Annotated in this window: 12 protein-coding genes; 9 read left to right on the forward strand and 3 right to left on the reverse strand. The window is 65.3% G+C overall.

What is annotated here, in order from left to right; genetic code table 11:
- Nucleotides 1-312: 312 nt before the first annotated feature.
- Together carB and OTER_RS22875 are read left to right on the forward strand one after the other, a co-directional pair.
- Nucleotides 313-3,516, forward strand: a complete 3,204-nt coding sequence (carB, locus tag OTER_RS22870) for a carbamoyl-phosphate synthase large subunit (protein ID WP_012377319.1) — start codon at nucleotides 313-315, stop codon at nucleotides 3,514-3,516.
- Between the two features lie 127 nt (nucleotides 3,517-3,643).
- The gene (locus OTER_RS22875; RefSeq protein ID WP_012377320.1) at nucleotides 3,644-6,340 is read left to right on the forward strand and encodes a carbohydrate-binding protein; all 2,697 of its coding nucleotides are present in this window, start codon (nucleotides 3,644-3,646) and stop codon (nucleotides 6,338-6,340) included.
- 108 nt (nucleotides 6,341-6,448) lie between these two features.
- Here the strand turns inward: OTER_RS22875 and OTER_RS22880 are convergent, their stop codons facing one another.
- On the reverse strand, nucleotides 6,449-6,922 hold the full coding sequence (locus tag OTER_RS22880) for a nuclear transport factor 2 family protein (protein ID WP_012377321.1): 474 nt from the start codon (nucleotides 6,920-6,922) through the stop codon (nucleotides 6,449-6,451).
- A gap of 157 nt (nucleotides 6,923-7,079) precedes the next feature.
- Between OTER_RS22880 and OTER_RS22885 the strand changes: the two genes are divergently transcribed.
- The 5 genes from OTER_RS22885 to OTER_RS22905 all read left to right on the forward strand — a co-directional run bounded on the left by OTER_RS22885 (nucleotide 7,080) and on the right by OTER_RS22905 (nucleotide 11,212).
- Complete coding sequence (locus OTER_RS22885) at nucleotides 7,080-7,985, forward strand: alpha/beta hydrolase (RefSeq protein WP_012377322.1); 906 nt, start codon at nucleotides 7,080-7,082, stop codon at nucleotides 7,983-7,985.
- Nucleotides 7,986-7,997: 12 nt separating this feature from the next.
- Nucleotides 7,998-8,870 (forward strand): ThuA domain-containing protein, encoded by an 873-nt coding sequence (locus tag OTER_RS22890; protein ID WP_012377323.1) that lies wholly within the window; start codon nucleotides 7,998-8,000, stop codon nucleotides 8,868-8,870.
- A gap of 55 nt (nucleotides 8,871-8,925) precedes the next feature.
- Nucleotides 8,926-9,966: a TolB family protein gene (locus OTER_RS22895; protein ID WP_012377324.1), complete on the forward strand. Its 1,041-nt coding sequence runs from the start codon at nucleotides 8,926-8,928 to the stop codon at nucleotides 9,964-9,966.
- Nucleotides 9,967-10,226: 260 nt separating this feature from the next.
- The gene (locus OTER_RS22900; RefSeq protein WP_012377325.1) at nucleotides 10,227-10,619 is read left to right on the forward strand and encodes a Dabb family protein; all 393 of its coding nucleotides are present in this window, start codon (nucleotides 10,227-10,229) and stop codon (nucleotides 10,617-10,619) included.
- Between the two features lie 293 nt (nucleotides 10,620-10,912).
- Nucleotides 10,913-11,212: a hypothetical protein gene (locus tag OTER_RS22905; RefSeq protein WP_012377326.1), complete on the forward strand. Its 300-nt coding sequence runs from the start codon at nucleotides 10,913-10,915 to the stop codon at nucleotides 11,210-11,212.
- A 22-nt stretch (nucleotides 11,213-11,234) separates the two neighbouring features.
- Here OTER_RS22905 and OTER_RS22910 read toward each other — a convergent pair whose 3' ends face one another.
- Nucleotides 11,235-11,459 carry a hypothetical protein gene (locus OTER_RS22910; protein ID WP_012377327.1) on the reverse strand — a complete coding sequence of 75 codons (225 nt, stop codon included), beginning with the start codon at nucleotides 11,457-11,459 and terminating at the stop codon, nucleotides 11,235-11,237.
- A 96-nt stretch (nucleotides 11,460-11,555) separates the two neighbouring features.
- Nucleotides 11,556-12,827 (reverse strand): glucoamylase family protein, encoded by a 1,272-nt coding sequence (locus OTER_RS22915; RefSeq protein ID WP_012377328.1) that lies wholly within the window; start codon nucleotides 12,825-12,827, stop codon nucleotides 11,556-11,558.
- Between the two features lie 311 nt (nucleotides 12,828-13,138).
- Between OTER_RS22915 and OTER_RS22920 the strand changes: the two genes are divergently transcribed.
- A complete protein-coding gene (locus OTER_RS22920; RefSeq protein ID WP_044892864.1) occupies nucleotides 13,139-13,609 on the forward strand; it encodes a nucleoside deaminase in 471 nt (156 codons plus the stop codon).
- Between the two features lie 168 nt (nucleotides 13,610-13,777).
- Nucleotides 13,778-14,428: a ClpP family protease gene (locus OTER_RS22925; RefSeq protein WP_012377330.1), complete on the forward strand. Its 651-nt coding sequence runs from the start codon at nucleotides 13,778-13,780 to the stop codon at nucleotides 14,426-14,428.
- The last annotated feature ends 13 nt before the right edge of the window (nucleotides 14,429-14,441 follow it).

Genomic DNA, 14,441 nt, shown 5'->3' on the forward strand with positions numbered 1-14,441 from the left:
AAAAAGCAAAGTTTGCCCGTCGGGCCCGCCGGCAGCCGGCTGGAGCTATCCCTGTGGCCACCAGCGCTCAGCAAACAAACGCTTCCGCGACCGACCTCCTGATCGTAGCGGGACCGTGGCGGGCGCGAGGCTGCGGCGGTTAAGCCGGACGCGTCGGCCTCATTCGCGCCGGAAATACCACAGACGCGAGGGTTTAACCCGTTGCGCCGGCCCGTACGCGGCAGCTATGAATGGATTCGATCCGGCGGCCACGCTCACGCGGTCCGGTCATCCTCCCGGTCCCCCGCAGCCGCCCTCCGGCCCGTTTTACCCATGCCTCGACGCGACGACATCAAGAAGGTCCTCATCATCGGCTCCGGCCCGATCATCATCGGCCAAGCCTGCGAGTTCGACTACTCCGGCACCCAGGCGTGCAAAGCCCTGCGCGCACTCGGTTATCAGATCGTGTTGGTCAACTCCAACCCGGCCACGATCATGACCGATCCCGGCACGGCGGACGTCACCTACATCGAGCCGCTGACGGTCCCGTCGCTCACGGAGATCATCGCGAAGGAACGGCCGGACGCCTTGCTGCCAAATCTCGGCGGCCAGACTGGACTCAATTTGTCGTCGCAGCTCGCGAAAGCCGGCGTGCTCGCGCGCTTCGGCGTGCGGATCATCGGCGTCGAGGCCGATGCGATCGAGAAGGGCGAGGACCGGATCATCTTCAAGGAAACCATGAAACGGCTCGGCATCGACATGCCGCGCAGCGCGCCGGCGTTCTCGGTGGAGGAAGCCGAGAAGGTCGCGACCGAACTCGGCTATCCGGTGGTCATCCGGCCGGCCTACACGCTCGGCGGCACCGGCGGCGGCCACGTTTACAATGTCGAGGAGCTCCGCGTCGTGGCCAGCCGCGGACTCGCGGCCAGCATGGTCAACCAGATCCTGGTCGAAGAATCCGTACTCGGCTGGGAGGAACTCGAGCTTGAGGTGGTCCGCGATGCGAAGAACCACCTGATCACCGTCTGTTTCATCGAGAACGTCGACGCGATGGGCGTGCACACCGGCGACTCCTACTGCGTGGCGCCGATGCTGACGATCGAGCCGAAGCTCCAGGCACGGCTGCAGGAATACGCCTACCGGATCGTCGAATCCATCGGCGTGATCGGCGGCACGAACGTCCAGTTCGCGCACGATCCGGAGACCGATCGCATCGTCGTGATCGAGATCAACCCGCGGACCTCGCGCTCCTCCGCCCTCGCCTCGAAGGCCACCGGGTTTCCCATCGCGCTCGTATCGGCCAAGCTGGCCGGCGGTCTCACGCTCGACGAGATTCCCTACTGGCGCGACGGCACGCTCGAGAAATACATTCCAACCGGTGACTACGTGGTGGTGAAGTTCGCGCGGTTCGCTTTCGAGAAATTCCGCGGCGCCCAGGACAAACTCGGCACGCAGATGCGCGCCGTCGGCGAAGTGATGAGCATCGGCAAGAACTACAAGGAGGCGTTGCAGAAGGCGATCCGCTCCCTCGAGAACGGTCGTTACGGGCTCGGGTTCGCGAAGGACTTCCACCAGCGCTCGCTCGACGAATTGATGGCGATGCTCACCGAGCCGAACAGCGAGCGGCAGTGGATCATGTATGAAGCGCTGCGCAAGGGCGCCGACCTCGACGAACTCCACCGGAAAACCCACATCAAGCGCTGGTTCATCCAGCAGATGAAGGAGCTGGTCGAACTGGAGGAAAAGATCCTCACCTTCTGCGGCCGGATGTTGCCCGACGATCTGCTCGCCCAAGCCAAGCGCGACGGTTTCGCGGACAAATACCTCGCCAAGCTCCTCGGCCTGCCCGAAGCCGAGATCCGCGCCCGGCGCACCGCGATCGGGATCGTCGAAGCGTGGGATGCCGTGCCGGTCAGCGGCGTGGAGCAGGCGTCCTATTACTACTCGACCTACAACGGCCCGGATCGCGTGCCGGTGAGCAATCGGAAAAAAGTCATGGTGCTCGGCGGCGGCCCGAACCGGATCGGCCAGGGCATCGAGTTCGATTACTGCTGCGTGCACGCCGCGTGGGCGCTGCGCGACGCCGGTTACGAGACGATCATGGTCAATTGCAACCCGGAGACCGTCTCCACTGACTACGACACCTCTGACAAGCTCTACTTCGAGCCGCTCACGATCGAGGACGTGCTCAGCATCTACGCGAAGGAGAAACCGGAAGGCGTCGTGGTGCAGTTCGGCGGCCAGACACCGCTCAACATCGCGAAAGAACTGGAAGCCGCCGGCGTGAAAGTGCTCGGCACTTCACCCGACACGATCGATCTCGCCGAGGATCGCGACCGCTTCCGGCAGATGATGGAAAAGATGGGCATCCCGATGCCCGAGTCCGGCATGGCGAGTACGTTCGAGGAAGCCCGCGCGGTGGCCGCACGCATCGGCTACCCGGTCATGGTGCGCCCATCATTCGTCCTCGGCGGACGCGCGATGGAGGTCGTGCACGACGAAGCGATGCTCAAGGACTACCTCGCGCGCGCGATCGACGTCAGCCCGGAACGCCCGATCCTGATCGACCGTTTTCTGGAGAACGCGACCGAGGCCGAGGCCGATGCGCTGGCCGACGGCACCGACGCGTTCGTGCCCGCGGTCATGGAGCACATCGAGTTTGCCGGGATCCACTCCGGCGATTCGGCGTGCGCGATCCCACCGGTTTCGCTGCCAAAAAAACACCTCGCCACGATCGAAGCCTACACGCTGCGCATCGGCCGCGAGCTCAAGGTCGCCGGCGTGATGAACATCCAATACGCAATTTGCCAGGACAAGGTCTACGTCCTCGAGGCGAATCCGCGCGCTTCCCGCACCGTGCCACTCGTCTCCAAGGTCTGCGCCGTGCCGATGGCGCGGATCGCCACGCAGCTGATGCTCGGCACCAAGTTGAAGGATCTGCACCTGAAGCAACGCGTCATCCCGCACGTCGGCGTGAAAGAGGTGGTGATGCCATTCAACATGTTCCCGGAGGTGGATCCGGTGCTCGGACCGGAGATGCGCTCCACGGGTGAAGTGCTCGGCCTCGCGCCGACGTTCGGGCTCGCTTACTTCAAATCGCAGGAAGCCGCCACGCCACCGCTCCCGACGAAAGGAACCGTGTTCATCTCCGTCGTCGACGCCGACAAGGCGGCGATCCTCGGGGTCGCGTGCAAGTTCCAGGAACTCGGTTTCCGGATCAAGGCCACCGACGGCACGCACACGTTCCTGCAGCAGCACGGGGTGAAGAGCGAACGCAGCTTCAAGATCCACGAGATCAAGCGGCCCAACATCGCGGACGAGATCATGAGCGGCGAGATCGCGCTGGTCATCAACACGCCGGTCGGCAAGGCCAGCAAGTTCGACGACAGCTACATCCGCAAAGCGGCGATCAAATACAAGGTGCCGTACGTCACGACGGTCGCCGCGGCGCGGGCCGCGGTGGTCGGGATCGCCGAATCCCGCGCCGGTCGTTCCGAAGTGAAATCGCTGCAGGCCTATCACGCCGCGATTCGGTAGCGAGAGGTGGAGCCCGCCGTCCCGGCGGGCTTAGGTCATACGCCCGTCTCTCCGCTCGCCGACGGAGCGGCACCGTGCATCTTTTCTCACTGCTGGCTCGTCCAAGCCGTGCACCCCGCCGCTTTCGATGCCCCCACTCGCCCGCCTCGTCGTACTCGCGCTTGTCTGCACATTCGCGCTCGCGCCCGCCTTCGCGCGGCCTGTTCACCTGGCGTTTGATCCGCAAGATGAACCGGTTGGCTTCGCGGCCCGCGAGCTCGAATCGGCGCTCATCCGCCGGGGTTTTGAACCGCATCGGCTGGACCTGACGGCCAGCCTGCTGCCCAGCGATGCCGACGCAATCGTGCTGGCCTCCGCCGATTCGCCGCTGGTCCGCGCCGCCGTCGCCGCCCAAGCGATCGCGCCGCCAGGTGACCTGCGCGCAGAAGGCTTCAGCCTCCGGATCGCGCGGCATGAGCCTCGTCGGACCTGGATCATCGCGCCGGACAGCGCCGGTTTGATGTACGGCGGACTGGAGACGGCCGAACTCATCCGCACGCGCGGGCTCGAGGCGATCACGGACCGCGACAGCAACCCGCACTTCGCGGAACGCGGCGTAAAGTTCAACCTGCCGCTCGATGCTCGCACGCCCAGCTACACCGACGCGTCCGATTCGGCGCAGCAGAATATCGCGACGGTTTGGGACCTGGGATTCTGGCACGACTTCATCGACCGCCTCGCCCGCGACCGCTACAATTTGATCTCGCTCTGGAATCTGCACCCGTTCCCGTCTCTCGTCCGCGTGCCAGAGTATCCCGACGTCGCGCTTGCTGACGTCCAGCGCTCCACGGCGAAGTGGGACGAGTTTTACTCCACCTGGGCCGTGGGGCTCGATGCGCCGGAGATCCTTGATCACGTCGAAACGCTGAAGCGAATGACGATCGAGGAAAAAATCGCGTTCTGGCGCGAGGTCATGCGCTACGGCCGGTCGCGCAACGTGAAGTTTTATCTGATCACGTGGAATGTCTTTCTGAACGGCACGGGCGCGGGGGCACGGCCGCCCTCGGCCGCTCCTGATTCGGGCGTTTCTCCCGCCAGTCGCTACGGCTTCACCACCGCCTTGGACAATGCCGCGACGATCGACTACTTCCGCCGCAGCGTGCGCGAGCTGCTCCTCACGTATCCGGATCTCGCCGGCATCGGGCTTACCACCGGCGAAAACATGCTCGATGCGACGCCCGCGCAGAAGGAGCAGTGGGCGTTCCGCACCTACGGCCAGGGCGTGCTCGATGCACTCGCCGTCCAGCCGGACCGCCGGATCACGTTTATTCACCGGCAGCACGAAGCCGCGGCCCGCGAGATCGCGCAAACGTTCGCGCCCCTGATCGCGCATCAAGGGGTCGATTTCGTCTACAGCTTCAAATACGCCGAAGCCCACGCGCTCAGCTCGACGCGCCAGAATTTCCATGAGCGGTTTCTCGCGGATATCGGTGACCAGCCCGTGCTGTGGACGCTGCGGAACGACGACGCGTACGTGTTCCGCTGGGGCGCCCCGGATTTCGTGCGCGAGTTCATCCAGAACATGCCGGGCACGCCGACGCGCGGATTCTACTACGGCTCCGATCAATGGATCTGGGGACGCGAGTTTCTCGACGTGAACCGCGCGTCGGACGCACCGCGACCGCTCGAGATCGAGAAGCATTGGTATCACTGGCTGCTCTGGGGCCGGCTCGGCTACGATCCGGCGCTGCCGAACGAGCGGCTGATCGCACTGCTCGCGGAACAGTTTCCCAGCGTCGACGCCGCGAAGCTCTTCGCCGCGTGGCAGGACGCATCGATGATCTATCCATTGACGACGGGATTCCATTGGGGCCGGTTCGATTTCCAGTGGTATATCGAAGCCGCGCGGAGCCGGCCCGAGCCCGCGCAAACGCCGACCGGCTTCCACGACATCAACCGGTTCATCTCGCTGCCGCCCCACCCGACCACCGGCAACGTGTCGATTCCCGACTACGTCGACGCGATTACCCACGGACGGGAAATTGGCGGCATCACGCCCTTGCAGGTGGCGGATCAACTCAACGCCCACGCCGCGCGCGCTCTCGCTCTCGTCGACGAAATTTCTGCCATCGGCGATTCCACGCTGCAGGTGACGCTCGACGACATCCGCTCGATGGCGCACCTCGGTGGCTACTATGCGCACAAGATCCGCGCCGCGACCGAGCTCGCGTTATCGCGCGCCAAGCCCACGCCCGATCAGCACGCGACGATCGCGCGCGAGCTGAACCAAGCCGCGTTTCACTGGCGCAACTTCGCATCGCTCGCACTGGCGCACTACCGGAATCCGATTTGGATGAACCGCGTCGGCACCGTCGACTGGCGCGCGCTCTATCGCAGCGTGCTCTACGATCTGACCATCACCGGTTCACCCGTCGCCGTGCCTTCGATGTCCGTAACGCCCGGCGGCTCGATCCTCGAAGCCGAAGACGCCCGCGTCGATAGCGCTCCCGTGCGCCGCGCCGTCGCCGGATTCACCGGCGTCGGTTACCGTGACTTCGCCGGCTCGCAAGGCCGCCGCTGGATCGAGTGGACCTACGACGCGCCGACCGCCGGCCACTACCTTCTGGAGTTTCGCTACGCCATGCGCCGCGATGAAATCGAACCTGCAGCGCTGATTCTGAACGGCGCACCCGCCGGCGCGGTCGTGCTCTGGCCAACCGGCAGTCTCGAGTCGTGGGCGTGGGACCGCGTCATCGTGAACCTGCACGCCGGTCCGAACACGATCCGGCTAAATCCGCCGCTCGGTCCGAACATCGATCACCTCAATATTCTTTGCCTAAGGTAGGGCGCGTTGTCCCCAACGCGCCGCGTGATGCCGCATTCCCCCCTCAACGGCGGGTTAGGGATAACCCGCCCTACCCGTCCGAGCTAAGCGCGTCCCCAACGCGCCGCGTCACTTCGCCGGCTCCGGCGGATTCTTCGACGACTGCCACGCGAAGAATCGCCATTTCCCATTCTCCTCGCGCCAGACGCCGAGAAAATTCAGATCGAGCGTCATCGGTCCACCGGCCGTGCGCAGCCCGACCACCACGCGTCCCGGCATCAACACCACGCCTGGGCCGGCAGGCACGAACTCGCGTTCGCGATAGTCGAAGCTCTCGTAGTCCGATCGCCCCGAAACGATCGATTCGATGAGCGTCGCCTTCGTGTCGATCTTTCCGTTCGAGTGCGCATAGCGGAGGCTGTCCGACAGGATTGCGTCGAGCTGCGCTCGGTCGCCGGCAACGAACGCCGCCTGCCGCTCCGCGTCCGCTGCCGTGACCGCCGCGATCACCGGGTCCGGCGTCGTGGCGGCGAAGGTGCGCCCGGCGGAAACCAGCGCGAGCCCGGCAGCGAGGAACGAAAGCAAACGCAGCGTGGTTTTCATCGGAGTGAATGCCGGGCGAGAATCGGGGCGACCGCCGACGGCACGTTTTCAGCAAAGCTTCGCGACGCCGCACCCGCAAGCCGAAGGACGGTTAAGACGCAATGCTCGCGCCACGCCGTGGACCCGTTCACGCTCGGGCGCGTCAGTCTCTGTGCGCATGAACCCCCGCACCCTGCTCCCATTCGCCGGCTTCGCCTGGCTCGTCAGCGCCGCGCTGGCCGCTGAGCCCATCACGATTCCGCTGTGGCCGGACCAGCCTCCCGGCGAGACCGCGCCGCTTCCACCGGAAGTCGATGTGACCACTCCCGCCGACCGCAAACCCGCCGGCCGGCCCGTGATCAGGATCAGCAACGTGTCCACGCCGACGCTCACCGTTTACAAACCGGATCCGGCAAAGGACACCGGCGCGGCCGTGCTCGTGTGTCCCGGCGGCGGGTACGTGCGGCTCGCGATGGACATCGAGGGCACGGAGGTCTGCGACTGGTTGAACTCGATCGGCGTGACCGGCGTCCTCTTGAAATATCGCGTGCCCCGCCGCGAAGGCATGCCGCAACACCTTCCGCCCGGGCAGGACGCGCAGCGCGCGATGGGAGTGCTGCGTCAACGCGCCGCCGAATTCGGAATCGATCCGCATCGCATCGGCATCATCGGGTTCTCCGCGGGCGCACACGTCGCGGCCGTGTTGAGCGCGCATCAGGACGCGCGATTGTATCCCGCCATCGACGCCGCTGACGCGCTGAGCTGCCGGCCCGATTTCGCGCTGCTGATTTATCCGGGCTATTTCACCGCCCGCGACCATCAGGTCGGCATCGCGCCCGAGGTGGCCGTCACCGCCGGGAAAACGCCGCCGACCTTCCTGGCGATGGCCGAAGACGATCCGGTGCACGTAGAGAACGCTCTCTTCTACTATCTCGCCCTGAAGCAGGCGAACGTTTCCGCCGAGATGCACCTCTATCCAACCGGAGGCCACGGTTTCGGGCTCCGTCGCACCGATCAACTCATCACCTCCTGGCCCGATCGCGCGGCCGATTGGCTGCGCGCCTCCGGCTGGCTGAACCCCTAGTCCACGCTGCCCATGAAAACCCTCTGCGCCTTTCTGCTTCTCTCGATCGCCGCCGTCAGCGCCTCCGCAGCGCCGATCAAGGCGCTCATCATCGACGGCCAGAACAACCACGAGTGGCAGGTCACCACGCCACACCTGAAATCGATCCTCGAGCAAACCGGGCTCTTCCACGTCGACGTTGCGACGACGCCGCCGAAGGGCGGTGATCTCAGCGGATTTCGGCCGACGTTTTCCGACTACGGTCTCGTGATTTCAAACTACATGGGTGACGCGTGGCCCGCGGCCACGCAGGCGGCTTTCGTCGACTATGTGCGCGGCGGCGGCGGATTTGTTGTCGTCCACTCGGCCGACAATGCGTTTCCCGCATGGAAGGACTACAATGCGATCTGCGGGCTCGGTGGCTGGGAAGGCCGCAATGAGCAATGGGGCCCGTATGTGTATTGGGACGGCACCAAGATCGTCCGCGATCCGTCTCCGGGCCCCGGCGGTAGTCACGGCAACGTCCACGCGTTTCAGGTCGTGATCCGCGAGCCGGATCATCCGATCACGCACGGGCTGCCAACGACGTGGATGCACGCCGCCGACGAACTCTACAACCGGCTGCGTGGCCCGGCCGAAAATCTGACCGTGCTGGCCACCGCTTACGACGATCCCGCCAACCGCGGTTCCGGCCGGCATGAGCCGATCCTCTTCACCGTCACCTACGGCCAAGGCCGGATTTTTCACACCCCACTGGGTCACGTCCGCAAGGGTGACCTGACGGCGATGCGCTGCGTCGGGTTCATCGTCACGCTGCAACGCGGTGCCGAGTGGGCTGCGACCGGCCGGGTGACCCAAGCCCTCCCCGCGGACTTCCCGCAAGCCGAGACAGTTTCGCTCCGCTAAGACCCGCCCCGTTCCGCACGCAACTTCTCTCCTCCGAGGACGTCTGTTCTCCGCGATGCACCCCTTCCCCACCCGCCTCGCCGCTGGCGTGCTTCTCCTGACCGCGCCGCTGTTCGCCCGCGCTGAGCCTCAGCCCGGCCAGAGTCCCGCCGATCATCTGCCGCCGCACATCCGCCATCTGACGCAGTTCGGCGAACGCGCCGACTGGTCGCACGACAGCAAAAAGATTTTGTTCCTCAGCAAAACCTTCGGCGACGCGATGGAACTGGACCTCGCGACCGGCGCGATCCGCAATCTCACGCAGCACTATCCGCATTACGGCTACACCCGCGCGCTCTATCTCGCTAACGGCGACATCCTGCTCGCCGGTCCGCTCGCCTACGACCTGAAGGACGTCAATCACGCGCGTCGCAACTGCTACCTCTTCGTGCTGGACAAGAGCGGCCGCAAGCCGCCGGTGCCGCTCGGCATCCGCTGCAACGAAGGTCCGGCGGTTTCGCGCCAGCGGCTGCATTTCGCCTGGCCGGAGTGGATCGATCCGAAGCCCGGCGAGGGCAACCTGTCGACGTCCACGATGGTGGAGGCCGATCTCGTCTACACCGACGGCGTGCCCGCGATCGCCAACAAGCGGCTGATCCTCGACGGCAAGGACCTGCCGTTCCGCGCGACCATGGAGACCCAGAACTACCGTCCGCCCGAGGAAAAGGAGCTGATCTTCAGCACCTACACCGACGGAGGACAGAAATGCGACGTCTACGGCATCGAGCTCGCAACGCGGAAACTCACCGCTTACACGAACTCGCCTGACATCTACGACGAACCCGAGGGCATTTTCCCGGACGGCCGCCACACGCTCGTGGAGTGCGACTCGCAGAACAAGCGCGGACCGGGCAGCATCGACCTCTGGAAACTGGCGCTCGACGGCACCGGCACCTACACGCGGTTGACACATTTCAGCGACTACGCCGGCTACAAAGCCTCGAACGGCGTGGTGAGCGACGACGGCCGCCACGTGGCCTTCCAGATGGGCAAAGCCGGCGAAGCCGCCGGCATCGGCCACGGCATCTTCGTCCTCGATCTCACCGTCGCCGAGTAGGGCGCTCCACGTCTCGTGCGCTCCGCACACTGTAACCTATTGGGTTACATTGTGGGCTCGGGGAGGGCGATTTGAACGGTGTCATACGCAGCCTTGCGGCTTTTCGTGCATCCAAACCGCTGGCAATCCGTCGACTCTGCACTGGCAGGTGGTCTACTCGATCCGCTCGCCACAGACACACCCCGGCAGCGCCCTACGGCGCGCGCCGGCCAACCTCCCGGCTTCACGCCGAGACAACCCCAACCAGAAAAACCAACCCAATGATGAAAAAGCTGATGATGATCGCCATCGCCACCGGCGCCCTGATGCTCGGTGCGACCACCTTCGCGGCGGAGACCGCGCCGAAATCCGTGATCCACGTCGTGACGGTCGCCTGGAAGGAAGGCACCACGCCGGAGCAGATCAAAGCCGCACTGGACGGCGCGAAGGCGCTGCCGGCCCAGTTCAAGGGCATCACCCGCGTCTGGACCAAGCCGTTGAAGATCCAGAATGCGCCGGGCGCCGAAGTGAAAAAGGATCAGGTGATCGTGATGGAGTTCGCCAGCGAGCAGGCGCTGAAAGACTACGATGGCAGCGACGCGCAGAAGGCGTGGTACAAGGCCTACACGCCGATTCGCCGGCAGAGCACGACGTTCGACATCACCAACGAATAACCGTCGTCTCAGCGCGCTTCCCTCTTCCAGGGCCGTCCTCGGGCGGCCCTTTTTCGTGGCGCGAAAGTTCGCGTCCAGCCGCCAGCCACCGGCCGGCGGCTACGATCACCATCGTTCTCTTTCTCGTTCTCGTTCTCTTTCTCTCGCCTTTCGGAGAGAATGAGGACGATCCGGAGAACGAGGCGCTCGGTCGTTTGCCAAACGATCAATCCCCTGGCGCGGGCCCGCAGCTCAGGCTCGCCTTCGTTGACAGCTTCGCCGTAACTTTCGGCCGCTCTGCGAGTCTTCGCCTCATGCGCGTCCTCAAGCTGATTGTTGCCGGTTTGTTTGCTGCGGTGGCGGTCGCCGTCGCCGTGTTCGCCGGCGCCATCGCCGCGGCGGTGGTCGCCGCGATCGGGCTCGCGGTTTATCTCAGCCGGCGGCTGCTCGGCCGGCCTCCGGCCACCCGCGTCGTGAATGCGCCGCGCCCGCGACCGGCCAGCAACGGCGATGCGATCGAGATCACCGCCACCGAAGTGGCGACCGGCCCGGCCTCGGACGGTTCGTCCGGCACGCGCGCGCTGCCGCCCGACGCGGGCGCGCAACACCACTGAGTCGTCCGGCGGGCGGCAATTCCTACGCCGCCGGAGGCACCGCTGATTTCGGCGGCTCCATCCCGAGTCGCCATAACCAGAGGCTGAGTCCGGCCAGCACCAGAGCGGCCACGCCGCTGAACCACAGCGGCACCGGATGACTGCCTACCTGGATTCCGAGCTGCATGATCAGCCGGATGAGTTGTCCAACGCACATCAGCCCGAATAGGGCGCTCGCCACGCGAAGCCCGAGAACACGTGAGTTCATGACTATCTCCTTTGTTGCGGTTGCGGCGCACCACGCGAGGCGCAGGCGCGCCACGCCCTGATACCCGGCTCGCGGGCGCGGATCAAGTTCGCAGGGTCACTCAGTTTGCGCCACCCGGTCCGCGGCCCACTGCGGCTCCGCCGTCTTGAAACCCGCCAGCCGCAACCCCCGCCGAACCTCATCGGCTTCCATGAAAATTTTCCAGATGAGCCCCGAGCGGAGGTTCTCGGCCATCAACAGCGTGATGCCGACATCGATGCCGATGACATCGCCGGACGTCCAGCCGGTGTGCGGATTGAACGCGTCCACGAATCCGTAGCGGCGCCACACCTTCTCGCCGCCGACTTCGCGCATTCGGCGTAGCGCCGTGAGGCACTCACGCGGCGCAAAGGGCAGCGAACCCGCCGGCGCGCAGGGGACCACCGTTCCGTCCACTGCTTCCGGTGCGAAACTCCCCGGCCCGCCCCACGCCACGTAGCCCGCAGCGCTGTCCGACGCGGTCAGTCCCCACAGGCCCAGCGACCACGCCGGAAACCGCTCCGCCTGCTGCGCGAACCAGTCGCGCTGCGCCAGCGTGGCCTCGACCGAGTTCTGCCAGTAGTCGAGCAGCCCATCGTGCCGGTCGCGAAAATCGAACCACGCGTGCGCGTATTGATGCGTGAAAAGCGGCCCGCCGTCCACGAACGTCCGGCCGGCATACGTCGTGATCGGTTCGCGTTTCCACGCCCGCCAGCTGCTCGCCGGCAGCGCGTTCACCGGCGCGCCGATGCCGAGCAGGTAAAGGCCCATCAACTCCGAATAGCGATCCCAGCGCCAGGGGATGAAGCCGCTCTCCGGCTTCCAACCGTGCGACAGCGTGTCGCCGCCATTGAGCGCCCAGTGCCAGTCGATCCGCGCATACAGCGCGTCGACGAGCATCTGCACGGCCGCATCGCTGAAGTATTCCCGCGCGGTCAAAGCGCCCGACAGAAAAAGCGCCGTGTCGATCGTCGACGCCTCGCTGTGCCACATGCGTCCGCCCGAACTCGCGTGGATGAAATGGTAGATCCAGCCGCGCTCGTGCTCCACGTTCTCTAGCACGAATTTCAACGTCGTCCGCGCGCGCGTCACCGCTTCTCCCGGCGGCAGCCAGCCGCGCGCGTCCGCGATGCACCAGGCCGACAGCGCGAAACCCGTCGCCGCGATGCTGGCCGGATACTCCGACATGCTCTCGCCGTTCGCCGGCGCGCGATCGAAGGTCAACCCGGTGACCGGATCGCTCTGCTCGATGAAAAACTGGACCGCCCGCCGCTCGAGGTCCTCGAGCAAGGCGGTGTCGGCATCGATCGGGGCGCGGTCCTTGGTGAAATCGTTGGGCGAAGCCGCCATCGTCGCCAACAGACACGCCGCCAGCACCAGCGCAACTCTTCCTCTCGCTCGCCCGGTGTGGGGGTTTCGCACGAGAGTTGGCTTGGTCGTCAACCGCATGATGAAGCTCTGCGCTTCAGATCGGCACACGGTCGCGGCCGCTGCATCGCAACTTTCCGCCGCTCGCGAATTTTCGGGAGTTTTGACGTGAATTTCGCAGAGGTACGGCAGGACGAAACGCCGCGCGTCAGGTGAATGCCCGAACGGTCTCGCCGAAGGCCGCCGTGGGCTCCGCGCTCGCCAGCGGCGCGAACCACCACACACTGGCCGTGATGACTCCCGAGACTTACATGCGCGAAGCGATCCAGCTGGCCGACGACGGCATGCGGGCCGACCGCGGCGGCCCCTTTGGCTGCGTCATCGTGCGCCGCGGTGAGATCGTGGCGCGAGGTCAGAATCGCGTCACCTCGACCAACGATCCCACCGCGCACGCGGAAGTCACCGCGATCCGCGAGGCGGCGCAGCGGCTCGGCACGTTTCAGCTCGGCGATTGCGAGCTCTACACCAGTTGCGAGCCGTGTCCGATGTGTTTGTCCGCGATCTATTGGGCCCGCATTCCGACGGTCTATTACGCCAACACGCGAAAGGACGCGGCGGCGATCGGGTTCGACGACGATTTTATCTACCAGCAGATCCCGCTGCCGCCGGAGCAGCGCACGGTGAAGATGCTCCCGCTGCTGCACGACGCGGCCCAGAGCACGTTTCAGGCGTGGGCCGTTAAACCGGACAAGGTGCGGTATTAACCGACTCGTAGCGGGGCCAGCTTGCCCGTATGGCAGGTGTCCAGCCCGCGACGTCGGCGCGAACCGCCGCCCACGGGCGGGACGCCCGGGCCACATCCCAGCCGTCCGAGCCCAAACTCCTGCTGAGCACTTGCCAATCCGCGAGGGCCACCCAACGTTGGCGGCCCTATGCATTTCGACAATCTTCAGCCCGGCCTGTCCGCTCCCGTCCCCCGGCTCGACGATGACGATGATGACGACGAACACGAGGAAGCCGCTCCCAAGGCACGCGCGCTCGTGGGCGCGATGATCCAGAAGAAATTCCTGCGGCAGCGGAAAATTTTCCTGTGGGGCGCGGTCACCGATGAGACCGCGAAAGACATGACCGAGAAGCTCCTCTACCTCGAGGCGGTCGACCCGGGCAAGGAGATCACTTTCTACATCAACTCGCCGGGCGGTTCGATCACCGCCGGCATGGCGGTGTTCGACACGATGCGGCTGATCACCTCGCCGATCACGGTGATCGTCACCGGCATGGCGGCGTCGATGGGCTCGATCCTGCTCTGCGGCGCACCGAAGGGCCGGCGGCTCCTCTACCCGCACGCCCGCGTGCTGATTCACCAGCCGTTGATCTCGGGCCGCATGGTGGGCCCCGCCACCGACATCAACATTCAGGCGAAGGAAATGGAAAAAATCCGCGCTGAGCTGAACCAGATCCTCGCCGATTCCTCCGGCCAGCCGATCGAACGGATCAATCAGGACACTGATCGCGATTTTTACCTGAACGCGAAGGAAGCGATCGCCTACGGCCTCGCGGATCGGATCGTCGACAAGATCTGAGCGGCGGTCCGAA

It is taken from the genome of Opitutus terrae PB90-1, from assembly GCF_000019965.1.
Lineage (GTDB): Bacteria > Verrucomicrobiota > Verrucomicrobiia > Opitutales > Opitutaceae > Opitutus > Opitutus terrae.

What these genes read in the sequence shown, in the direction of transcription:
- carB (WP_012377319.1), top strand. Translation starts at nt 313, where the DNA reads ATGCCTCGACGCGACGACATCAAGAAGGTCCTCATCATCGGCTCCGGC.
- OTER_RS22875 (WP_012377320.1), top strand. Translation starts at nt 3,644, where the DNA reads ATGCCCCCACTCGCCCGCCTCGTCGTACTCGCGCTTGTCTGCACATTC.
- OTER_RS22880 (WP_012377321.1), bottom strand. Translation starts at nt 6,922, where the DNA reads ATGAAAACCACGCTGCGTTTGCTTTCGTTCCTCGCTGCCGGGCTCGCG.
- OTER_RS22885 (WP_012377322.1), top strand. Translation starts at nt 7,080, where the DNA reads ATGAACCCCCGCACCCTGCTCCCATTCGCCGGCTTCGCCTGGCTCGTC.
- OTER_RS22890 (WP_012377323.1), top strand. Translation starts at nt 7,998, where the DNA reads ATGAAAACCCTCTGCGCCTTTCTGCTTCTCTCGATCGCCGCCGTCAGC.
- OTER_RS22895 (WP_012377324.1), top strand. Translation starts at nt 8,926, where the DNA reads ATGCACCCCTTCCCCACCCGCCTCGCCGCTGGCGTGCTTCTCCTGACC.
- OTER_RS22900 (WP_012377325.1), top strand. Translation starts at nt 10,227, where the DNA reads ATGATGAAAAAGCTGATGATGATCGCCATCGCCACCGGCGCCCTGATG.
- OTER_RS22905 (WP_012377326.1), top strand. Translation starts at nt 10,913, where the DNA reads ATGCGCGTCCTCAAGCTGATTGTTGCCGGTTTGTTTGCTGCGGTGGCG.
- OTER_RS22910 (WP_012377327.1), bottom strand. Translation starts at nt 11,459, where the DNA reads ATGAACTCACGTGTTCTCGGGCTTCGCGTGGCGAGCGCCCTATTCGGG.
- OTER_RS22915 (WP_012377328.1), bottom strand. Translation starts at nt 12,827, where the DNA reads ATGGCGGCTTCGCCCAACGATTTCACCAAGGACCGCGCCCCGATCGAT.
- OTER_RS22920 (WP_044892864.1), top strand. Translation starts at nt 13,139, where the DNA reads ATGACTCCCGAGACTTACATGCGCGAAGCGATCCAGCTGGCCGACGAC.
- OTER_RS22925 (WP_012377330.1), top strand. Translation starts at nt 13,778, where the DNA reads ATGCATTTCGACAATCTTCAGCCCGGCCTGTCCGCTCCCGTCCCCCGG.